Source organism: Wandonia haliotis, assembly GCF_039523435.1.
In the GTDB taxonomy this organism is placed as follows: Bacteria; Bacteroidota; Bacteroidia; order Flavobacteriales_D; family Crocinitomicaceae; genus Wandonia; species Wandonia haliotis.
Window position 1 is genome coordinate 1,167,784 of the sequence record NZ_BAAAFH010000003.1, and the last position, 21,606, is coordinate 1,189,389.

The window sequence follows — 21,606 nt, forward strand, 5'->3', positions numbered from 1 at the left end:
TTAAAATATTGATTATGTCAGTTATAGTATATGTAGACTCATTCAGCGGTTCCATTGCAAAAAACGGATTTGAAGCGGTTAATTATGCTTCGAAACTGGGAGATGTAATTGCTGTGACAGCAGGAAATGCATCGGATGATGTGTTGGCAGCATTGGGTAAATATGGAGCAAAGAAAGTCCTTAAAGATACCTCAGTTACTTCTAATGACCCTCAGCAATTGACCCGTCTTATTGCAAAAGCTGTTGAGGCAAACGGAGCAACAACAGTTGTGGTTTCTCACGATTTGAACGGAAAAGCAATTGCACCTCGTCTTTCGGCTCGTTTAAAAGCCGGGTTGGTAGCAGGAGCTATTTCTCTTCCTGATGGAGACAAAGTAAAAGTAAACGTATTTAGTGGTAAAGCTTTCGGTTTCGTAACTGTTAAGTCGGATAAGAAAATTATTTCTCTTCTTCCGAACTCAATGAAACCAGTAGCAGAAGGTTCTGATTGCGCTGTTGAAGCATTTGATGGAGAAGCCGGAAATACTGGATACATAATTAAAGCAACGAAGAAGCCGGAAGGTGCAATTCCTCTTCCTGAAGCTGAGTTAGTAGTTTCGGGTGGTCGTGGATTAAAAGGACCTGAGAACTGGGGGATTATTGAAGATCTTGCCAATGTATTAGGTGCTGCGACTGCTTGTTCAAGACCGGTTGCTGATATCGGGTGGAGACCTCATCATGAGCACGTTGGACAAACAGGGGTGGCAATTCGCCCGAATCTGTATATTGCAGCAGGTATTTCAGGAGCAATTCAGCACCTTGCAGGAGTGAACGGAAGTAAAGTGATTGTAGTTATAAACACAGATCCTGAAGCACCGTTCTTTAAAGCTGCGGATTATGGAATCGTTGGTGATGCATTTGAAGTTTTGCCACGTTTGACAGAAGCTGTAAAAAAGTTTAAAGCCTCGAACTAGGGTTTTACTCAAATATATTCTTATTTTTATCGCAGAAATGACATTGGGAAGCTTTTTGGGCTTCCCAAGTCGTTCTGTAGAATGAAGATTGTAGTTCGCAAAAAAGCATGGAAAAAGTAAAATTGGAAATTGTCGGCTTGTCGTACAGCCAAACTCAATCCGGAGCTTATGCACTTGTGCTTTCTGAAGTCGGAGGAAAAAGACGCTTACCGATTATAATAGGAGGGTTTGAAGCACAGGCAATAGCTATCGAACTGGAAAAAATGACCCCGACACGACCGCTTACACACGATTTATTCAAAAATTTTGCTTCTGATTTTGGTATTGTAGTCAAAGAAGTAATAATTTACAACCTTGTCGAAGGTATTTTCTACTCAAAACTTATTTGCGAACAAAACGGAGAGATAAAAGAAATAGATGCCCGTACATCGGATGCGATCGCAATTGGTGTACGTTTTAATTGCCCTGTTTATACTTTTGAGTCAATTCTATCGTCAGCGGGAATTTTGCTGGATGAATCAGATGACTTCTCTGAACCTACGGTTACAAATCCATCTGAAGAACAAAGTGAGCAAGGTTCATCCATGTCTACTATGAGTATTGCTGAACTGGAAGCTATGCTGGAAGATGCACTGGAGAAGGAAGAGTATGAATTGGCTTCAAAAATCCGAGATGAAATTAACAAACGCCAGGCTTCCTGAGTTTCTGCTAGTACTGTTCTGTTTTCTGACGTTTTTTTCGGTTTCATCTGAATTAACGGCACAGAATCAACGTGATTTTTCCGGTGAGTGGTTTCGACGACGTGCCGAAGTGACATTCGATTACAAATTCTGACACTTTGTTTTCAAAAATCCGAAAAGGAAAATGGGAACTGCATAACTCAACACACCTTATTTTGTCAGGAGCTTCTGAATCTGATACTTTTTTAATTAAAAAGAATGAAGAAAAGAAGTTGTCTTTTGTTTCTTCTTCAGGACGTAATTTTACGTTTCAAACGGAAGATATGCTTAACAATACAGGGTTTTCTTTTGAGTCTGTATTAAGAGGTTTATTAGGTTTATTGTCCCTGTTAGCAATTGGTTATCTTTTCAGTTCCGATAGAAGAAATATTAACTGGGGACAGGTTGCCAAAGGAATAGGATTACAAATTGTATTGGCTGTACTTATTCTCAAAGTTCCTTTTGTGGAGAGTGGTTTCGAGTTTCTTTCGAGAGGTTTTACGAAAGTTGTCAATATGGCGCATGAAGGAGCCGAATTTGTTTTCGGAAGTGTAGTTACGGGAGATCTGAATCCTATTGTGAAGAACTTCGTAACCTGGATCCTTCCTTCTGTGATCTTTTTCTCAGCACTTTCAGCATTATTGTACTACTGGGGAATTCTTCAGAAGTTTGTTTATCTTATGGCAGTTGTCATGAAACGACTGATGGGCTTGTCAGGAGCTGAAAGCGTAGCCGCTGCTGGAAATATATTCTTGGGACAAACAGAAGCACCCTTACTGGTGAAACCCTATTTGGGGAGAATGACCAAATCTGAACTCATGTCACTCATGGTCGGGGGGATGGCAACAATTGCCGGTGGAGTTTTGGCGGCTTATATTGCGTTTCTGGGGGAAGGGGATAAGGTAAAAGAGTTATTTTTTGCCAAACACCTTTTAGCAGCTTCGATTATGTCTGCACCGGCAGCCATTGTGTTTGCCAAAATTATACTTCCGGAAAAGGAGAAGTTTGACAAAAATTTGGAAGTATCGAAAGAAAAGTTAGGATCGAATGCTCTTGAAGCAATTGCTAATGGGACTTCCGACGGAATACGACTTGCGGCAAATGTCGCAGCGATGCTTATCGTTTTTATTAGTTTGATAGCCTTGTGTAATTATATCCTTGGGCTTACGGGACATTATACAGGACTAAATGCTGTTATAGCAAACGGGGGACAATATGATTCCCTGAGTTTTGAGTTTATTACCGGTTACCTGTTTTCCCCTCTCGCCTGGTTGATGGGCGTCCCATGGCAGGATGCAATGATCATAGGTCAGTTGATGGGAGAAAAGACCATTCTAAACGAGTTTGTAGCATATCCTCATTTGGGTAAATTGCAAGATGAACTAACAGGGAAATCCGTTATAATGGCAACTTATGTGTTGTGCGGATTTGCAAACTTTGCTTCCATTGGTATTCAGGTTGGAGGAATCGGCGCACTGGCTCCGGAACGAAAATCAGAACTGGCACGATTTGGTATTAAATCTTTAATCGCCGGTACACTGGCTTGTATGATGACGGCTGTGCTGGTAGGAATGATTTACTAAACAGCCGCTTTATTGCACGAGGATGGTGTTTTCAAAGCCATCACAAACCCATTCGAGTTTCTTCCCTTTTTTAGCAATTCGTATGGAAGCTTTTCCCAGGGGATCTTCTAGTTCTAAGGTGTATGTACTATACTCTTTCGTAACTGCTTTGAGAACCGGAATAGTAGAGAATGTTTTGCCATCCAGGTCAACTGAAACATTGTTTTTGTCAATGGTTACCCGAAGAACAGCTCCCGCAATCTGTATGGCTTGTTCCTTTTCGGAAATTGTGTAGGGAGTTACTGTTCCCTGATAAACGCCTCTGTATTTCCGGGGTACTTTGTCGGACGTAGTACTTAAGAATAAGAAAGAAAGTAATATGATCAGGAAAATGCGCATACGCCAATTTAAAAAGAATTACTTGTTATGCAAAACAGAACTCTGTCTTTCAATGGATTCGGAGTGAATCGTGTTGAATATTTTTCGGATAAATTCTCTGTTTAAGCCTTTGGATGCGCCATAACCTAAATGTTCTTCCAGTAGTTGATTCCATCTGTTCTCCTGAAAAATGGACATGTTATGCTCCTTTTTAAACCGGGCAATATCATTGACAATATTCATCCGTTGACTGAGAAGTCCTATGAGTTGATTATCAATATCGTTAATTGTATTTCGAAGATCTTCGAATCCTGATAATTCAATTCCATGTGGGAATTCATCCCGAACGATAAGTTCTTTCAGTAGTTCTTTCAGGGTCTCAGGTGTAATTTGCTGTCTGGCGTCACTCCACGCTTCTTCGGGAGTGATATGGGTTTCAATCATCAAACCATCAAACATCAGGTCAAGTGCAATTTGAGAGACTAACGGAACCAACTCCCTTTTTCCCGTTATATGGCTCGGATCGCAAATCAGAAGTAAGTCGGGACGTTGTTTTTTTAATTCAATTGCCATTTCCCATTCCGGTCTGTTTCGGTAAACGGATTTGTTGAACTGAGAAACACCTCTGTGAACTGCTCCTATTCTTGTTATTCCGGCATTTTCAAGACGTTCGATCGCTCCGATCCAGAGATCAACATCAGGATTGACAGGGTTTTTAACAAGAACAGGAATATCAGTGCCCTTTATTGTTTCTGCTATTTCCTGTACAGCAAAAGGGTTCACAGTAGTTCGCGCACCAATCCAAAGTATATCAATACCAGCTTCCAAAGCATCCAGTACGTGCTGACGATTAGCAACTTCAACAGTAGATTTTAAACCAAAATCGCGAGTAGCTTTTTTGATCCAGGGAAGAGCTTCTTTTCCGACTCCCTCAAAACTTCCTGGTCGTGTTCTCGGCTTCCATACTCCTGCCCGGAAAATTTTAACACCTGTTTCAGCAATCTTTCTGGCAATTTCGTATACCTGATCTTCTGTCTCAGCACTACAGGGACCGGCAATGGTGAGCAGTTTCTTTTCATTAAAGAATGGCCAGGTCGTATATTTATTTTTTATTACAGACATGTTCTTTTTTCCTTTCAACAAAATAATTCTCAAAAGGGTTCTACAAAGATAGTGACTAAATTATCGTTTATTTCGGGGATGGTATAACAAAATTGCATCGCGTTGAGCTGTTTGACTGATGTGGGTATAAATTTCGGTTGTAATAATTGATTCATGCCCTAACATGTCTTGTATTGCTCTGAGGTTTGCACCTCCTTCAATAAGGTGAGTGGCAAAAGAGTGCCGGAAGGTGTGCGGACTGATGTTTTTCCGTAAACCAATACTTTCAGCAAGATTTTTAATAATGGTAAAGATCATAACCCGTGTGAGTTGTTTTCCTCTTCGATTCAGAAAGACAAAATCTTCATATCCCAGGGCAATCGAAATATGGTTTCGCATACTGTCGTAGTATAGGTTTATCTCTTTTTCCACACTAGGACTTACAGGAACGAGCCGCTCTTTATTTCCTTTCCCGATTACCCGGACAAAACCTTCTTCAAAATAGAGATTTGAGAGCTTGAGGTCACAAAGTTCACTTACACGTAATCCGCAACTGTATAAGGTTTCCAGTATAGCTTTGTTTCGATGCCCTTCCTGTTTGGAGAGGTCGATTGCAGCCTGAAGTTGGTCAATTTCTTCGATTGTTAAAACTTCGGGGAGTTTTCTCCCGATACGTGGAGCTTCCAGAAGTTCTGCAGGACTGGTTTCAATTGTATTTTCCAGTACAAGAAAATCAAAGAATTGTTTGATCCCGCTGATTATACGGGCTTGTGACCGTGCCGCCAGTCCAAGGTCAAATAACTCTCCGGCAAAAAGCTTAAGGTCACTTAATTGGAGTTGTTCAGGAGATTTTTCCAAAGGTTCAGCGTACTCCCATAGCTTTTTAACGTCCTCTCTGTAAGCGGAAATTGAATTTTCACTTAATCCTTTTTCAATTTTTAAGTAACTTTCGAAATTCTTTAAATATGTATTCCAGTTAGACAATGAAAAAAATTTTAATTATTAACGGACCAAATCTTAATTTACTGGGAACCCGTGAACCACAAATATACGGTGAAAAAGGATTTGAAGCGATTTTGGAAGACCTGAGACGGGAGTTTTCTGATTGTACGCTGGAGTACACCCAATCGAATCACGAAGGGGAAATAATAGATGCGCTTCAACAAAGTGAGCACGATGGGATCGTTTTAAACGCCGGAGGATATACGCATACATCAGTAGCTATTCGTGATGCTGTTTCATCGGTTACTGTTCCCGTAATTGAGGTACATATCTCAAACATTAGTGCGCGGGAAAGCTTCCGACACGACTCTCTGATATCACCTGTAGTTGAGGGATGTGTTTTCGGTTTCGGTACAGATGGGTACGCATTGGGTATTATAGCTGTTCTTCGGATAAAGAAATAGAGTGTTTGAATAAAAAAAGGGTGTTCAATTAGCTGTTTTTCAGTGTTTTTTAATTTTTTTCGTGTTTTTTGAAATCCATAACCGGATGGCTTGCGTAAGTAGGGTAAATCAAAAAACAAGAAATTATGAATTACAAGAGAATTAACCAGTTAATGATTATACCAGCCCTGGTATTTTCGATTGCTTCCGGATTTTCATCCTGTAAAAAAGAGGAGGAAGAACCTATGCCGACCCCTGTTCAGATGAAATCCAGTACGTATGATTATGAGTTTAACAATGGTCAGGTAGTAGAGTCTGCAGCGTATGCCGGTATGCACAATGATAATTTGACAGCTGCATTAACTGTTGAAGAAGTGTCAGGTGGTCAGTCAAAAATCACAGTGGAATTGACAAATACGGTAGATGGAGCAATGTATATGATTCATGCTCATGATGCTGCCGACCCGGGATCTACGCCCAATGGAACTCCGTATAATGAAACCCCGAACAGTGAGGTTTTTTCTAAAATGGTAACCGGTAATGGTGGGACGGTTTCTGTTTCTCAAACAGTAAATAGTTCGTATATTGAGATTACCACAAATTACAATGGTTTTTTTGTAGTCCATGATCCATTACAAAATGTTAGTACTTCAGATGTTAGTACCTTCCTTGTAGTAGGAACGTTTGCCCGGGAACAACAAGCTTCTAATCTGGCATCAATGACCTATGATTATGCATTCAACACGGGACAGTTGGTTGCTGAGTATGCATACTCCGGCTCGCATAGTTCAACTATTTCGGCACGTCTTCGTCTTCAGGAGCTGACTAATGGAATGACACGTGTCTCAGTGATGTTGATGAACTCTGTAAGTGGCGAAATGTATATGGTTCATGCACATGATACCGCTGATCCGGCAACAACTCCTAATGGTACGCCTTACAATGAAACACCAAATGGAGATGTATTAACGCTGATGATCAACGGAAATGGTTCTACAGCAATGAACAGTCAGTTTTCACCTATGAGTATTACCGAGTTATCAGGAACTTATTCAGGATTTTTTGTAGTTCACGATCCACTTCAACCAATAAGCACCACGGATCCAACAACGTATGTTGTGTTAGGAGTGTTTGCTAACTAATCAGTTTAGTAAACCTTTAGAGAAGAATCCCTTAGCAATAAGGGATTTTTTTATTTTTTCCAACCTTCCAGATCAGAGAAGTGAGCGACTCCTTTTATGAACTTTTGCCAGAGAATACTCTTCGGATATACACAGGTTAACGCTTTAGGAGTAGCTATCGAAGAACGAATTTCTTTTCGCTTTTTCAAGAGCTTTCCAAGGGCCTTGTAGTAATGCATGTGTGCCATAAACAACGAGCCGATATGAGTAAGGTTTCCAGATAACAAAAAACGTATGCCTGCTAATCCATCAAGACAAAGCCGTCTGAATATTTTAGGGAAGAGCCAACCTTCATAGTTTTTTGTAATCATATACAAACTATTCCGGAAGTTCAGATACGTTTTTTTGGGATTCATATAATCCAGTGTTCCTCCGCCAACATGATACACTTCACTGTTTCCTACAGCGTAAAATGAATAGCCAAGTCGTTTTAACCTCCAACAGAGATCAATCTCTTCCATGTGAGCGAAAAAATCGTTGTCTAACCCTCCGGATGAATGATATAAATCAGCACGTATCATAAGACAAGCTCCCGTTGCCCAGAAGATTTCAATCGTATCATTGTATTGTCCCTTATCTTCTTCAATTGCTTCAAAAATCCGACCGCGGCAAAAAGGAAAGTAATCTTTGTCCAGAAATCCGCCGGCTGCACCCGCATGCTCAAAATATCCCTTTCGGTGAAAAGATCTGATTTTTGGTTGGCATCCGGCAATAGAGTTGTCGGATTGCATTACTTCCAATAATGGAGTGATCCAGTTTTCCGTGACTTCCACATCACTATTGAGAAGTATATAGTATTCGGCTTCTACTTTTGAGAGAGCGTCATTGTAGCCTTTCGCAAAACCACCGTTTTCAGTATTTACAATAATTTGTACGTCAGGAAAGTTGGTTCGGACATAAGTAACAGACTCATCGGTAGAATTATTGTCAGCAAGAACAACCTGATGAGGTGAAGAATAGCGAACGACTTTGTCCAGAAATTGTTCGAGATATTTTTTACCGTTCCAATTCAGAATAACAACGGCGACAAGCGGTTTTTCCTCTTTCATAAGCATCGAAAAATACGAATTATTGCTGAGTTACCAGCGTTGCCCGCCTTCCATTATATCTTCATCGTTTGTTCGTGAGCGGGTGTTTACGGTATTCCCTCTCGTGCGCAATTCCTGTTGCCAACGGCTGTTGTATAATTCTCCCGGCATATCAGAGTGCAGGAGAACATATTCATTCCCGACGCGCGTCGGGTTGTAGAATACAAAACGCTTGTTTGAGAATTGTTGCAGCTTATAGTACTGCCAGATCTCATAAGGATACTCATTCGATTCATTGGGTCTGCTGACCACTGCATTTGGAGGACCGTATTTCAGGAATACTCTTCCTCTGTCTGTTCTGAATCCGGGCATTAGTGAGGTACCGTACTCTTTTTCAACAGTGTTGATCAGTGATTTATATTTTAACCACTCTTCAGTTGGTTTTAACTGGGCTGTTTTTTTCCAATACGACTGGAAATATTTTTGTGCAACCGTTGTGTCCTGTTTTTTGAGAACTTCAATTATATTTTGTTCTTCAATACGTGTTGAAATAGGAATAAGACTTTCCAAGTAATAAAATAAAGAGTCTCCGGGAACTTCTTTCATAAATATCGGATCCAGAATAGTTTCGTTTACATCACCATATATGTCCGTGATAATCGGATTAAAGCGATCGAAGAATAATTGCTTCTGACGGATAACAATTCCTTCGTCATCAAGTAATTCCAATCCAAGGTAGTACTCTCCACTTTCCAGTTTATCAATGTTAAAAGAATAGAGAAGAGGGATAACTGATGCGGGGGATAAACGCTTTATTCCCATGTACTGATCCACTACTTTTCGTGTGTTTTTATCTGCAATGAAATAGCGAAGAACAAACCGGGCAGAATCTCCCAATAAGTTGGTGTTGTATAACTCACAATAGAAAATTAATTTTTCCGATTCCACCGGAAAGTAGGTCGATAACCGGGGGATAATTTCCATCCCGTTTTTAGTAAACTCTGTATTTCCATTTGATTTAGAGAGCGTTTCTATAAGTCCTATGTCGGAGAATCCCAGGTTTTCGGATTGATCCTCCACAACAATGTCTTGCATAAATGTTAGGGTGTCATCCGTATTATTTTTATCGACGACAGACAATTCCAGTTGATATGCTCCGGGAAGCACACTAAACCTTCTGATGGAATAAAAGTCTTCAAATAAGGTATCTCCCAAAGGAGTGGTTTTCAAACTGTATTTATCAAAATCAAAGATTTTATCTTCTTGAGATAGTATTAGGCTTATAGCAACTTCGCCCTGCTTTTTACCTTCCACATCAGCATAATGAACCGAAGAGGCCAGAAATTGCATGTATACTTCCAGGTAATGCCCGTTTTCCGGACTGTAAAAAGAATTGTGATCCAGAATCAGGCGGAGGTTTCTTCCGGAAACCTGAAATGATAACAGGGCTATAGTCAGAAATAGTATTATTCGCATAAACAGAATTTTCGCCCATAAAGATACAAAAAGGCGATGAGTATATTCTTAAAGCTTGTTAAAGTTGCCGTTATAGCTTTTGGACAGAAAGGTCTGTTCTGTCATCTTTCTGAAAAGGAAATGAGATGACAAGAATCCTAATGTCATTATCAGGTTGATTTGCTATTTTATGTGTTATACACAGTGGGATAAGCAGGTGTCTTTAACATGTTGTAAGGGATAACTCTTGTTCTTTTATGAGAAATGGCGCTTTACTTTCGACACATTTATATCGAATGTGTTTTTACAGGTCGTCTGTGAAATGCCTTTTCTCTTTTTCTTGTGAAAACTTTCGGGAGTTGTATTCACTTGATTGATTTCTGGGGATTGAAAGTGTTTGCCAGTCTTCGTTTTTTAAGACCTTGGCGATAAAGACAATTTGTCCTATATGATAGGGGTAATGAGCGAGTTGACGGTTGAGAGCTTCTGTTACAGTATGTCCATCATTTCGGATATAAACAGTCTTTTCTAAATCAGATTCGGTTAACTCTTCTAAAGTGTTGAAGAGACAGTTCCAGCCTTTATCCCAGTGTTCTAGTAATTCCTTCTTGCTCTGGAATGGGTTGGTGAATTCCGCGTCCCGGTTTCGCCAGGACTTTTCTCCGTCTGTGGTTAGAAAGTCCGTAAATCGGGATAACATATTTCCTGCTAGATGATGGACGAGTATTGCAATACTGTTACTTTCAGGGTTGAATTGCAGGTAAAGCTGTTCTTCCTCTAGTTGATTAATTGCTTTTTCACCAAGTGATTTATAATACAAAAATTGTTTTTGCAGACTGGTAAGATAACTATTCATGATTTTTCGGATTGTATTTGATGTAGAACAAATTCTTTTCTTGTTGCGACTGAACCGACAGGTACGTCAATGACGATATAACCGTATTTCAGGTAGGTGTCTTTCATTACCTGATATGTGAAAAGAGCTTCTTCCCAGGATTGTTTACGTTCACTGTCGGTAACATAAATTTCTTTCCAGGGAGGGAGTATAAACACCTTTTTATTGTAGTTACAGGAAAGTATTTCCCTTACAATTAAGGGATCAGGCGAGTAATCAATAATAGAAGCGTAACAAAGCGCATCAATTCCGCTCCGGTCAAAAAAAATGTTGTTGTCAGGGTAATTTTCACGAGCTGTGTAGTATTCCTGGAGTGAACGACTAAGAAGCAAATCGGTATATTTTGTTTTATCTCCCCAGGGAAGAGCATTCCCCTTCATTTCAATTTGTTCTCTGATTACTGTTCGCGCTGTCTCATGAACTACCTGAAAATTTTCTTTTTCTAGAGCTTCCAGAAGTGTTGTTTTGCCTACGCCCGGTCCCCCGGTCAGAATATAGTATTCCAAAGTTTGTTTCATTCTTTAGTTTGTGTTTTGGAGATGAGCTGAAGCCAATCATGGCGGTCAAAAAACACTTCATTCCGTGAAATTTTCCCGTCTTCAAATTCAAGAATGTCCAAACCTGTAGTTTCTATTATTTCTCTACCGACAGGAATCCGGACCACCCATTTGAGGGAACATCCTCCCGGAGTTGGGAAAACTTCAAGTCGTCTCCATTCCCATTCGGGATTATAACGCAACAATTTTCGAAAATATTCTCTCAGGTTAATTTTACCACGGATACCATTTCTGATAGCCGGATCTGCATAAAAACAGTTCTCTGAATAGAAGGATAATAGTGGTTCTACTTGTTCGGGACATCCTTTACTTGTCCAGCTTTTTAACCAGGTATCAAGGAAAGTTGTTAGATCCGGGAAAGATTTGTAGTGGGCACTAACCCGACTTATTTTCCCATGGGAATTCAACTCCATATATTCTGCGGAAAGTGAATGATTTACACTTTTGTAGAAAAGGACAAGAGAATTAACGCCTTTTATCTCATGGTACAGTTCAAAATGAAGATCCGGATAGTTATCTAACGCCTTGGAAAAATAAGCTTTTAAGTCTGTTTTGTTTGTTATTTCTCCTTTCGAATCAACTTCCATCTGTTGTATAATAGGAGATGAAAAACGGATTGTATCACTATAGTGTTCAAGAATAGCATCTAAATTATGCGTATTCCAGGCGTGTAACCAATCTGTTGTAAATTTCGATGTCATTGTTCATTTTTAGTTAGTGGAACTCTTTGAGATTATTTCTTCGGAACTTAATCCAAACATTGGAGGTGTCGAAATGTCAAGGATATTCAGGTAAAGATATACTTGTGCTCTATGATGGATTTCGTGTTCTGTCATCGCCCGAAGCCATTTCCAAGTTGTAATGGGAGTACCTGCCGGAGTGAGGCATTTTTGTTTTAAATCGTGTGGAGTCAGTGTAGAGAAAATCTTAAGCGACTCAGTATGTTTTTCATTGAAATAGCTGATTACCTGGTCATATCCATCTGCTAATTCTTTTCCACATCCGTTGTAGATACAAGGATTTCCTTGAATGGTTTCAGCAAACATATTTCGCTCAATAGCGGCTATGTGCCGGATTTGATCTGCAATAGTAAATTTACCGGGTTTATATGACCAGTCCATATATTGGGGAGGAATAACAGCTATCAGACGATTAGTGCGTTGCCGTATTTTTTTGTAGTATTCCAGGAAAGAGGGGATGTCATTGAATTCCATATTTGTGTTTATAAAGTTGTCTTGTCTCTCAAATTTCGTGAATGAAAGTGGATTATAACAGGTTCAGTTTTTGTGATTTTAACGAGTACAGTTAGGGGATTTACATGCAAGTGCTCCTTAATTAAGGAAGGTGTTAAGTTCTGCTAGTTGATCAGGATGATAATTGTCCAGAAAAAAATCTGCGAGTGGATGTTTCGGGTTTTGTAGATCATTTGTATGCTGAATTACCTTCATGCCTGCTCTCTTGGCAGCAGTAATACCGGAATCAGAGTCTTCAATGACAATACATTTTTCTGGTGCTACCTCTAATCTCTTTGCTGTGTTGAGATAAATGTCAGGATGAGGTTTCCCTTTAGGTTCGAATTCTGCAGAGGAAATGGTATCAAAAAGAGTACTGAGTCCTGATTTTTGCAAAACTACCGGAATAATAGATGCAGGAGAATTTGTTGCCAGTCCGGTGAGTATATTTTTATTTTTCAGGGATTGCACAAAGTGTTGTATACCGGGAAAGACACAATTCTGTTGTTCAATTAACTCTACAACACGCGTGATGACCATCTGTTCTACTTCTTCGTGTGTTTTTCCTTTCCAGGGAAATTGTTCGAACCAGAAACGGGTAACTTCCTGCGTAGTCATTTTCTGAGTAAACTGAGTAAGTTCTTCATTGACTTCTACTCCTAACGCAGTAAATGTATCCTTCTCTGCCAATTTCCAGAAAGGTTCAGAATCGACAATAACCCCATCCATATCAAAAATAACAGCTTCCAGCATTTTGAAATAAAATAGAGAGCAAGTTACTAAATATTCCCGGGGAGCAAAGGGATAACAAGAAGAAAAGCCCCGGGGAATAAGAACCGGGGCTTGATTACATTATTTCAAATCTTCGATAGCGGCACCGAAATTGATATGCAAAACGTTACCATTTGGCATTACTAACGCAGGAACCGATTGTACACCCTGATCTTCGGCATACTGTACTTTTGTTGTGTCAATTCCTAAATGAACTACTTCAACGCGATCTTTGGGAATAATGTTCAGAATGTCCTGTTCGGCACTCACACATACCGGACATCCGGCGTGGTAAAAAACTGCTTTTTTCATGTTTATTTGTTTTTAATAGATTCAAGAATTGTTTTCAGTTGGCTGACCTCACTTTCGGAAAGAGGAAGAAGTGGTTTTCGCAATTGTCCTCCGTCTGTTCCTAATAGAGAAAGCCCTGCTTTGATGGCTCTGGGGAGTCCTTTAGCTACTATAAATTGTAATAATTCTACTTGTTCATAGAATAATTTACGTGCCAGATTGAGATCATTGTTTTGAATAGCCTCATACAGATTGATATTATGCGCTGGAATCAGATTTGTCGCAGCAGTGCACCACCCAGTTGCTCCTGCTGAAAAGGCTGCCAGAGCTAATGGGTTAGAGCCGTTGTAAAATGCGACTTCTTCTCCCAGTTCTTTTTTTAGTGTATGCATACGCTGAATATCTCCTGAACTTTCTTTAATCATGGTCACATTAGGGATTTCAAGAAGACGTTTCAGTAACGCCGGAGACATATCCACACCACTTGTTGCCGGATTATTGTATGCCATAATCGGAATGGATATTTTTGACGCTACTGTATCATAGTGTTTGACAATTTCCTCATCCGAAAGACGCCAGTAACTCATCGGGATAATCATGACAGCAGTTGCTCCTGCTTTTTCGGCAAACTGTGCATGGTATACTGTTTTTTCGGTGGTAAGATTGGAGACACCTACAAGAGTCGGGACTCTGTTGTTTACCTGCTGTATTGTGGCTTCCGTAACCGCTTCTTTTTCTTCGTCCGAGAGGTAGGGAAGTACACCAGTACTTCCCAGTGGAGCAATTCCATGTGAACCGGATTGAACCAAATGTTCTACGTGTTGTTGAAACAAAGGAATATCAACTTTGTCATGGTGATCAAAAGGCGTAATTGGGTAAGCGATAACTCCTTTAAACGGGATGTTTTTCATGATGTATTAGATTTGACGTGAATAATTTTCTTAAAGATCTCGACCTTCTTCTTCCCGGAGAGCAACTCCCAGGTTTTGAAGTTGAGGAGCATTTTCGCAAGCGATGTATTTTGCCGGAGTGTCGTTGCTTGTGTTCTGATGTCGGTGCCATGCCCAGGAAGGAATATAAACAGCATCTCCTGCTTTCCATTCAACGCGTTCTCCTTCAACTTCTGTCCATCCGTTTCCCTCAATCACATACAAAACAGTTTCATACGTGTGTCTGTGGCGGTTTGTTAGTTGTCCTGGGAGTAATCCACCAATCGTCATGCTGATGTTCTTACTGGGGAGGTCAACAAAGAAGACAGGGTGTTTTCGCTCCGTTGAAAACTGATTGTGCTCTCCCTCATTTTCAACATTTCTATGAATAATATGAGAGGGTCTTACGTACTGTGGACGTGCATAGGTTTCATGAAAGTCTTTTGAACTGAATTGTTTTTGTTCAACATGAATGCTTTTTTTAATTTCTGTTTTAGACATACTAAATTGTTTTTGTTTTTTGCAGTATTGCAAATCAAAAGTATTGTACATTTGGACTATTGAAATGATACAGTTTTTATAATTTTAAATAGTCCAGATGTTGCGGCCTTGGAAAATAGAAATTCAGTGGGATAAAAAATCAGGTAAGGCAGTTTACCTGCAAATTGCGGACGCTATTGTTTCCGACATTCAGTCGGGAAGACTTAAACCCGGGGATGCTCTTCCGGGGAGTAGAAGTCTGGCGGAAATTATTGGTGTAAACAGAAATACGATTGTTGAAGCATTACAAGTTTTGTTGATAGAGGGCTGGCTGATTTCAAAAGAACGAAAAGGGACTTTTGTGTCAGATACACTTCCTTTAACTTCCCAACGTAACAAACAACGATCAAAAGGCACAGATCAACCCATTATCGATAAAAGAGTACTGATAGCTATTGATGATGGTCATCCTGACAGCAGCTTTGCGCCCGTCGCAGAGTTAGCCAGAGCCTATCGTCAATTGTTCGGGCGAAAAGCCAAATGGCAAATGATGGGCTATAACGATGAGCGGGGAGACCCTGAGTTTCGTCAGGCTATTGTCCGGATGCTCAATCATAACAGGGGAATGCATGTTGATGAAGGTGGTGTTTGTATTACGCGGGGTAGCCAGATGGCTATGTACCTTATTGCGCAATGTCTTTTTGAAAAAGGGGATTTGGTAATAATCGAAAATCCGGGATATAAACCTGCATGGGAAGTGTTTGAACGGGCAGGAGCTGAGTTGTTACCTGCTACTGTAGATGATGATGGAATAGTTGTTGAGGAAGTTGAGCGTTATCTTAAAACAAAAAAAAGGATAAAGGCTATTTATTTGACCCCGCATCGACAATACCCGACAACGGCAACACTTAGTTTACAGCGCAGATTGGAGCTGATTCGTTTATCAAATCAGTACGGTTTTACAATTATTGAAGATGATTATGACAATGAGTTTCATTTTGGCTATCGACCGGTGTTACCCATGTCTAGTTTTTTCGAATTGGAAAATTATGTGTATATCGGTACCATGAGTAAAGTTGTTGCTCCGGCGTTGCGTATTGGTTTTTTAGCCAGTGGTAATCATGTGTTGGTTTCCCAAACAGCTGCTCTGCGGAAATTGATAGATGTGCAGGGAGATACGATCATGGAGCAGGCTGTATTGGAATTAATTCGGGACGGAGCGATTAAACGGCATATCCGAAAAGCGTCGGCATATTATGAAGCAAAGAGAGATTGTGCAGCTATATTGGTAGAGAAACATCTGAAGGGAAAAGTGAAATATCAGCTTCCTGACGGGGGGCTTGCTTTTTGGCTTACTCCGCTTCAGGAAACTGATTGGACTGAACTTTCGGGTCAACTAGAAGCGAAAGGGATTCATCTTATACATCCTGAAAAATATAGTTACGGCAAACCGGTTAATGGTTTGCGTCTTGGGTACGGTTCTCTTTCGGAGGTACAAATGGAAGAAGTGATACGAGCACTATCAATACTCTTGTAGTGTTATTCTAAATGAAATGATTCCATTTGTGCGTATCAGGAATATTTCCTTTTCTGATTTTTTCTAATTGTTGTTTCAGTTGGAACATAATCGCATCTTTTTCTATATAAGGAAAATAGTCTTCTGCTTCAATGCTGATACGAGATATGGGGGAAATAACAGCGGCTGTTCCGACACCAAATAATTCGACTTTATTTCCGTTTTTCATTTCACTTCTAAGCTCTTCGTAGGGAATACGTCTTATTTCAGTTTCTATTTTGAGATCCTTCGCGATTTGCAGGATAGAGTCTCTGGTGACACCATCCAGAATAGTATTGCTTAGAGGTGGTGTGACTAGTTTATTGTTTATGACAGCCATTATATTCATTGTCCCTGCTTCTTCAAGGTATTTTTTGGTTGTGGCATCTGTCCATATAATCTGATCGAAACCTTCGTCTTTTGCTTTTTGCGTCGGGTAAAATGAGGCACCGTAGTTCCCTCCACATTTTGTATAACCTACGCCTCCTTCAGCGGCTCGTATAAATCGGGTCTCAATTTTTACTTGTACAGGCTTTGGATAATAGAGTCCCATAGGAGAACAGGTTATACAAAAGAGGTACTCATCGGCTATTTTTACACCAAGTCTAGGTTCTGTCGCTATAACAAACGGGCGTATGTAAAGACTGATGTCCTTATTGCGAGGAATCCATTGTTGGTCCAAGCGAACCAGTTCCTCTATTGCAGCCATAAATAAGTCTTTGGGGATTTGAGGCATGGACATTCTGTCCAAAGACTTATTCAGTCGGGAATGATGTCTGTCGGGTCTGAATATATGGATCGCTCCATTTTCCTGTCGGAATGCTTTCATTCCTTCAAAGACGGTCTGTCCATAATGTAAACAAAGAGTGTTGGGACTTAAGGAAAGATTGCGAAAAGGTTCGATTCTGTGATTTTGCCATTTCTTGTTTTTGAATGCAGAAAGAAATAGGTGATCGGTAGGTTGTACGCCAAAAACAAAATCATCGTAGTTGAAATCTTTCAGGCTGCTTTTCGTGGTCTCTAGGATAGAAATGTTTCTTCTTATCATGTTCTAAAGTGTTAGTTCCATTTTTTTAGTAAAAACAAAGGAAATTGAAACTTTACGATGATAACAGATACAATTTTGTTAATTTCACTGAGTACAGTTTGAACATGAAAGAATTACTTTATCAACGTATAGCCCGGGTTATTACCGGGCAGATAAAAAACGGAGTGTATGTAACAGGGGATAAATTACCATCTCTGAGAACTGTGTGTGATGAGTTCGGAGTTAGTATGAATACCTCTGTTCAGGCTTACCTTGAATTAGAAAAAAACGGATTGATTATTTCGCGTCCTCAATCTGGGTTTTACGTTACGTTTAAGCCGGGGCGCCTGAAATCCCCGAAGGTAAGTCGTCCTGTAATTAGCCCGGGAAGTGAGAGTGTAGGAGGTTTGATAGCAAAAGTGTATCAGTCTCTTAATGACAAAGAAGTTACCCGGTTCTCTTTAGGTGTACCTGAAAATGAATTGCTTCCTATTGCAAAGCTAAATAAATCTCTTGTTGAGGCTATGCGGTCATTGTCCGGAGGAGGAACTGCTTATGACGAGATCCAGGGAAATTATAAACTCAGAAGAGATGTTGCAAAGTATGCTTATAACTGGGGAGGTACTTTGACTGCTGATGACATTGTTACAACTTTTGGAGCGATGAATTCCATAGCGCTTGCCTTGATGTCATTAACAGAACGTGGAGATGTCATTGCTGTTGAAAGTCCTGTTTATTTTGGTATTTTACAATTAGCGGAGAGTTTGGGATTACAAGTATTGGAATTGCCCACTCATCCTCGTACAGGAGTTGATCCTGATGCTCTAAAAGCAGTTGTTCAAAAGATAAAAGTGTGTTTGTTGGTAAGTAATTTTAATAATCCTTTGGGGAGTTGTATGCCGGATGAACATAAACGGGAGGTGGTACTGTTGTTATCCGAGAACGGAGTTCCGTTGATTGAAGACGACCTGTATGGTGATGTTTACTTTGGAAATACCCGTCCCAAACCTTGTAAAGCATTTGATGAAGCGGGAACTGTGCTTTGGTGTGGATCTGTTTCTAAAACACTGGCACCGGGGTATCGCGTAGGGTGGATAGCTCCCGGAAAGTTTAAAGAAAAAATAGTTCATCAGAAATTAATACATACCGTGTCGACTACTTCTCTGACACAAGAGGCAATCGCTAATTTTTTAGAGGTAGGGAAGTATGAGCAGCATTTGCGTTATCTACGCAATCATCTTCATGGAAACAGTTTGCAGTTTATCCGGGCTATTGGTGACTATTTTCCGGAAGAAATTCGAGTAACCGATCCACAAGGAGGTTTTATGTTGTGGTTGGAACTGAATAAGAAGATCAATACCAATGAACTCTATGAAAGAGCTATGCGTCAAAACATTAGTATCGCTCCCGGACGTATGTTTTCCTTACAGGAACAGTTTACCAATTGTTTACGGTTGAGCTATGGACAAATCTGGAATGAAAGAATTGAGGATAAACTTAGCGTGTTAGGTAAAATAATCAAAGGAATGATGTAAGATGATTTTTGTAGTAAAAAGGTAAGTAAAAAAAGGTGCGGAGAGTGAGGGATTCGAACCCCCGGTACCTCTCGGTACAACAGTTTTCAAGACTGCCGCAATCGACCACTCTGCCAACTCTCCGCGGCAAAAGTAGTAATACTTTAGATACCTGCAAGCGTTTTTTTTTATTTTTTTTTCTAAGTAGGAATTAACCTTCTGAAAATTAGTTGAATCAATGCGTATAATTTGTGTCAGTAGGTACGTGAAATCAATGCTGTCATGTCTTTTTACTATTCTTTACAGGTTGAGAATTCAGAGAGAATACCTATTTTTGAGACAAATCAGGATCAGGATTTATGGTATTAACAATTGAGAATATTTTACTGATTGGCTCTTTATTACTCCTGGTCAGTATAATTGCAGGAAAAACATCTTATCGTTTTGGTGTACCTACGCTGTTACTCTTTTTAACGGTTGGTATGCTTGCAGGCTCGGAGGGCATCGGAGGAATTAGCTTTAATGACCCCAAACTGGCACAGTTTATCGGAATAGTATCTCTTAACTTCATTTTGTTTTCCGGAGGTCTTGATACGAGCTGGAAAGCCATCAAGCCAATTTTGTGGCAAGGAGTTGCTTTGTCTACATTAGGGGTGTTCCTTACAGCTGTTTCCCTGGGGGTGTTTGTTCACCTTGTAACTGATTTTACTTTGTATGAAGGACTTTTATTAGGAGCAATTGTTTCGTCTACAGATGCAGCAGCCGTATTTTCTATTCTTCGGGCAAAGAGTTTGGGGTTGAAAAAGAATCTAAGACCCACACTGGAACTAGAAAGTGGAAGTAATGATCCAATGGCTTATGTATTGACTATTGCCTTTCTGGGGCTTGTGTTAAATCCGGAAAAGAGTGTTTTATCTGTCATTCCACTGTTTTTGCAGCAAATGATATTGGGGGCATTGTTTGGATATTTATTTGGAAGGCTGAGCAAATACATTATCAATCGTATCCGGCTCGATTTTGAAGGATTGTACCCTGTACTGGTTATTGCTTTAATGTTTATCACCTTTTCAACAACTGATTTTCTGGGAGGAAACGGGTTTTTAGCTAACTACATTTGTGCTGTATTTTTAGGTAATCACAAGATCATTCATAAACGAACCATTATGAAAGTCTTTGACGGATTAGCCTGGTTAATGCAGATTGTTTTATTCCTGACATTAGGGTTGTTGGTGTTCCCCTCTCAAATTGTACCCTATATCGGAATAGGTTTGGTTATTTCTTTGTTTCTTATCCTTATTGCCAGACCATTGGGAGTATTTTTAAGTCTTATTCCGTTTCGGATGAAACTCAGAAGAAGATTTTATATCTCATGGGTAGGATTAAGAGGAGCCGTACCCATTGTTTTTGCTACTTATCCTTTACTTGCAGGAATCGATAAAGCTGATATAATATTCAATATTGTATTCTTTATTTCCGTAACATCTGTAATGATTCAGGGAACAACATTGTCCTATTTTGCGAAACTGCTGCATGTAGCTGTTCCTGAAAAAGTAAAACATCGTAACCCGGTTGATATCTTTCTTTCAGATAAGGAAAAGACAGTTATGTTGGAAGTTGATATTCTTGATCACAGCCCGGTAATAGGAAAAGAAATAGTTGATTTGGATATTCCGGACTCTTGTGTTATTGTTATGATTCAACGTGAAGGAAAATACCTGACACCTTCGGGAAGCACACTATTAGAAGGCGGAGATAAACTCATTATTCTTACAGACAACACAGACGGTGTTGAGAAAGTGCAAAAATGTCTGGCTTAAAATGATGAGATGGGTAAAAACCCGGAAGGAAATCGTATATTTGTGATAACCTAACTTTACATTTTTACGAGATGAAAAACCAACCTATCAAGCACTGGTCAGTAGATGACCGTCCCAGAGAGAAAATGGCATTAAAAGGCCGACGTAGTCTTTCAAATGCCGAATTATTAGCTATATTACTAAGAACTGGTACATCCAGAAAGTCGGCCGTAGAGCTAGCTCAGGATATTTTGCATTCCTGTTCAGGTAACTTACATTTACTCGGAAGAAAGGATTTACATGAATTTATTCAAACAAAGGGTATTGGAGAAGCAAAAGCAATTACGATAATGGCTGCTATGGAACTAGCCAGAAGACGAGGTGAAGAAAATGAAATTTCTACCTCCAAAGTTAATTCTTCAGGAGATGTTTACCGCTATATGAAGCCAGTCTTAAGTGACCTGCATCATGAAGAGTTTCATATTCTTTTACTGACGCGATCCAATTCCATTATCGGTAAAGAATTTATTTCTCAGGGCGGCTTCAGTGGCACTGTAGTAGATGGGAAGCTGATCTTTAAAAAAGCATTGGATCGCAAAGCATCAGGAGTCATTCTGATCCATAATCATCCTTCCGGAACCCTGGAGCCAAGTATAGAAGACCTGAGGATAACACGAAAACTTGTTGATTTTGGGAAGTTGATCGACTTACCTGTTCTGGATCATGTAATTTTCACTGATAATGGTTACTTTAGCTTTTCAGATAACGGCAAGATGTAAGCATGCCGTTATCGTTTG

The 21,606-nt window shown here is 39.9% G+C and carries 23 protein-coding genes and 1 tRNA gene; 9 read left to right on the top strand and 15 right to left on the bottom strand.

Annotated elements, in window-relative coordinates; genetic code table 11:
• Nucleotides 1-14: 14 nt before the first annotated feature.
• The 3 genes from ABDZ97_RS05700 (at nucleotide 15) to ABDZ97_RS05710 (ending at nucleotide 3,255) form a co-directional block, all read left to right on the top strand.
• Nucleotides 15-953 (top strand): electron transfer flavoprotein subunit alpha/FixB family protein, encoded by a 939-nt coding sequence (locus tag ABDZ97_RS05700; RefSeq protein ID WP_343785610.1) that lies wholly within the window; start codon nucleotides 15-17, stop codon nucleotides 951-953.
• A 107-nt stretch (nucleotides 954-1,060) separates the two neighbouring features.
• Nucleotides 1,061-1,654, top strand: coding sequence for a bifunctional nuclease family protein (locus ABDZ97_RS05705; protein ID WP_343785611.1), 594 nt, complete (start codon nucleotides 1,061-1,063; stop codon nucleotides 1,652-1,654).
• A 137-nt stretch (nucleotides 1,655-1,791) separates the two neighbouring features.
• Nucleotides 1,792-3,255 (top strand): NupC/NupG family nucleoside CNT transporter, encoded by a 1,464-nt coding sequence (locus tag ABDZ97_RS05710; protein WP_343785612.1) that lies wholly within the window; start codon nucleotides 1,792-1,794, stop codon nucleotides 3,253-3,255.
• 9 nt (nucleotides 3,256-3,264) lie between these two features.
• Here the strand turns inward: ABDZ97_RS05710 and ABDZ97_RS05715 are convergent, their stop codons facing one another.
• From ABDZ97_RS05715 to ABDZ97_RS05725, 3 genes are read right to left on the bottom strand one after another with little or no spacing between them, the layout of a single operon-like run.
• Nucleotides 3,265-3,633: a hypothetical protein gene (locus ABDZ97_RS05715; protein WP_343785613.1), complete on the bottom strand. Its 369-nt coding sequence runs from the start codon at nucleotides 3,631-3,633 to the stop codon at nucleotides 3,265-3,267.
• Between the two features lie 18 nt (nucleotides 3,634-3,651).
• Nucleotides 3,652-4,734: a bifunctional 3-deoxy-7-phosphoheptulonate synthase/chorismate mutase type II gene (locus tag ABDZ97_RS05720; protein WP_343785614.1), complete on the bottom strand. Its 1,083-nt coding sequence runs from the start codon at nucleotides 4,732-4,734 to the stop codon at nucleotides 3,652-3,654.
• Between the two features lie 60 nt (nucleotides 4,735-4,794).
• Nucleotides 4,795-5,697 carry a site-specific tyrosine recombinase gene (locus tag ABDZ97_RS05725; protein WP_343785615.1) on the bottom strand — a complete coding sequence of 301 codons (903 nt, stop codon included), beginning with the start codon at nucleotides 5,695-5,697 and terminating at the stop codon, nucleotides 4,795-4,797.
• Between ABDZ97_RS05725 and aroQ the strand changes: the two genes are divergently transcribed.
• Nucleotides 5,697-6,119 carry a type II 3-dehydroquinate dehydratase gene (gene aroQ / locus ABDZ97_RS05730; protein ID WP_343785616.1) on the top strand — a complete coding sequence of 141 codons (423 nt, stop codon included), beginning with the start codon at nucleotides 5,697-5,699 and terminating at the stop codon, nucleotides 6,117-6,119. The two genes, ABDZ97_RS05725 and aroQ, sit on opposite strands and share 1 nt — an antisense overlap.
• 125 nt (nucleotides 6,120-6,244) lie before the next feature.
• On the top strand, nucleotides 6,245-7,240 hold the full coding sequence (locus ABDZ97_RS05735; protein WP_343785617.1) for a hypothetical protein: 996 nt from the start codon (nucleotides 6,245-6,247) through the stop codon (nucleotides 7,238-7,240).
• A 50-nt stretch (nucleotides 7,241-7,290) separates the two neighbouring features.
• Here the strand turns inward: ABDZ97_RS05735 and ABDZ97_RS05740 are convergent, their stop codons facing one another.
• From ABDZ97_RS05740 to ABDZ97_RS05785, 10 genes are all read right to left on the bottom strand, one after another.
• A complete protein-coding gene (locus ABDZ97_RS05740) occupies nucleotides 7,291-8,328 on the bottom strand; it encodes a glycosyltransferase family 2 protein (RefSeq protein ID WP_343785618.1) in 1,038 nt (345 codons plus the stop codon).
• 30 nt (nucleotides 8,329-8,358) lie between these two features.
• Nucleotides 8,359-9,783 carry a GWxTD domain-containing protein gene (locus tag ABDZ97_RS05745; protein ID WP_343785619.1) on the bottom strand — a complete coding sequence of 475 codons (1,425 nt, stop codon included), beginning with the start codon at nucleotides 9,781-9,783 and terminating at the stop codon, nucleotides 8,359-8,361.
• Between the two features lie 283 nt (nucleotides 9,784-10,066).
• A complete protein-coding gene (locus tag ABDZ97_RS05750; protein WP_343785620.1) occupies nucleotides 10,067-10,618 on the bottom strand; it encodes a DUF1572 domain-containing protein in 552 nt (183 codons plus the stop codon).
• Nucleotides 10,615-11,175, bottom strand: a complete 561-nt coding sequence (locus ABDZ97_RS05755; RefSeq protein WP_343785621.1) for an AAA family ATPase — start codon at nucleotides 11,173-11,175, stop codon at nucleotides 10,615-10,617. Before ABDZ97_RS05755 ends, ABDZ97_RS05750 begins: the two co-directional genes overlap by 4 nt.
• Nucleotides 11,172-11,915 carry a nuclear transport factor 2 family protein gene (locus tag ABDZ97_RS05760; RefSeq protein ID WP_343785622.1) on the bottom strand — a complete coding sequence of 248 codons (744 nt, stop codon included), beginning with the start codon at nucleotides 11,913-11,915 and terminating at the stop codon, nucleotides 11,172-11,174. The genes ABDZ97_RS05755 and ABDZ97_RS05760 overlap by 4 nt, the downstream gene beginning before the upstream one ends.
• 9 nt (nucleotides 11,916-11,924) lie before the next feature.
• Nucleotides 11,925-12,428 carry a DinB family protein gene (locus tag ABDZ97_RS05765; RefSeq protein ID WP_343785623.1) on the bottom strand — a complete coding sequence of 168 codons (504 nt, stop codon included), beginning with the start codon at nucleotides 12,426-12,428 and terminating at the stop codon, nucleotides 11,925-11,927.
• Nucleotides 12,429-12,545: 117 nt separating this feature from the next.
• A complete protein-coding gene (hxpB, locus tag ABDZ97_RS05770; protein ID WP_343785624.1) occupies nucleotides 12,546-13,199 on the bottom strand; it encodes a hexitol phosphatase HxpB in 654 nt (217 codons plus the stop codon).
• A gap of 99 nt (nucleotides 13,200-13,298) precedes the next feature.
• On the bottom strand, nucleotides 13,299-13,529 hold the full coding sequence (locus ABDZ97_RS05775) for a thioredoxin domain-containing protein (RefSeq protein WP_343785625.1): 231 nt from the start codon (nucleotides 13,527-13,529) through the stop codon (nucleotides 13,299-13,301).
• A 2-nt stretch (nucleotides 13,530-13,531) separates the two neighbouring features.
• Nucleotides 13,532-14,419, bottom strand: coding sequence for a dihydrodipicolinate synthase family protein (locus ABDZ97_RS05780; protein ID WP_343785626.1), 888 nt, complete (start codon nucleotides 14,417-14,419; stop codon nucleotides 13,532-13,534).
• A 30-nt stretch (nucleotides 14,420-14,449) separates the two neighbouring features.
• A complete protein-coding gene (locus tag ABDZ97_RS05785) occupies nucleotides 14,450-14,938 on the bottom strand; it encodes a cupin domain-containing protein (RefSeq protein WP_343785627.1) in 489 nt (162 codons plus the stop codon).
• Between the two features lie 97 nt (nucleotides 14,939-15,035).
• Between ABDZ97_RS05785 and pdxR the strand changes: the two genes are divergently transcribed.
• Nucleotides 15,036-16,454, top strand: a complete 1,419-nt coding sequence (pdxR, locus tag ABDZ97_RS05790; RefSeq protein WP_343785628.1) for a MocR-like pyridoxine biosynthesis transcription factor PdxR — start codon at nucleotides 15,036-15,038, stop codon at nucleotides 16,452-16,454.
• A gap of 7 nt (nucleotides 16,455-16,461) precedes the next feature.
• On the opposite strand, the gene ABDZ97_RS05795 is transcribed toward pdxR, so the two are convergent.
• Nucleotides 16,462-17,520, bottom strand: a complete 1,059-nt coding sequence (locus ABDZ97_RS05795; protein ID WP_343785629.1) for a branched-chain amino acid aminotransferase — start codon at nucleotides 17,518-17,520, stop codon at nucleotides 16,462-16,464.
• Nucleotides 17,521-17,624: 104 nt separating this feature from the next.
• Here ABDZ97_RS05795 and ABDZ97_RS05800 point away from each other — a divergent pair, with 104 nt between their 5' ends.
• Nucleotides 17,625-19,034, top strand: a complete 1,410-nt coding sequence (locus ABDZ97_RS05800; RefSeq protein WP_343785630.1) for an aminotransferase-like domain-containing protein — start codon at nucleotides 17,625-17,627, stop codon at nucleotides 19,032-19,034.
• 38 nt (nucleotides 19,035-19,072) lie between these two features.
• On the opposite strand, the gene ABDZ97_RS05805 is transcribed toward ABDZ97_RS05800, so the two are convergent.
• Nucleotides 19,073-19,157, bottom strand: a tRNA-Ser gene (locus tag ABDZ97_RS05805).
• Between the two features lie 215 nt (nucleotides 19,158-19,372).
• On the opposite strand from ABDZ97_RS05805, the gene ABDZ97_RS05810 reads away from it, so the two are divergent.
• Both ABDZ97_RS05810 and radC read left to right on the top strand, forming a co-directional pair.
• Entirely contained in the window at nucleotides 19,373-20,830 is a 1,458-nt protein-coding gene (locus tag ABDZ97_RS05810) for a potassium/proton antiporter (protein ID WP_343785631.1), read from the top strand.
• Nucleotides 20,831-20,901: 71 nt separating this feature from the next.
• The gene (gene radC, locus ABDZ97_RS05815) at nucleotides 20,902-21,588 is read left to right on the top strand and encodes a RadC family protein (protein ID WP_343785632.1); all 687 of its coding nucleotides are present in this window, start codon (nucleotides 20,902-20,904) and stop codon (nucleotides 21,586-21,588) included.
• Nucleotides 21,589-21,606 lie beyond the last annotated feature (18 nt).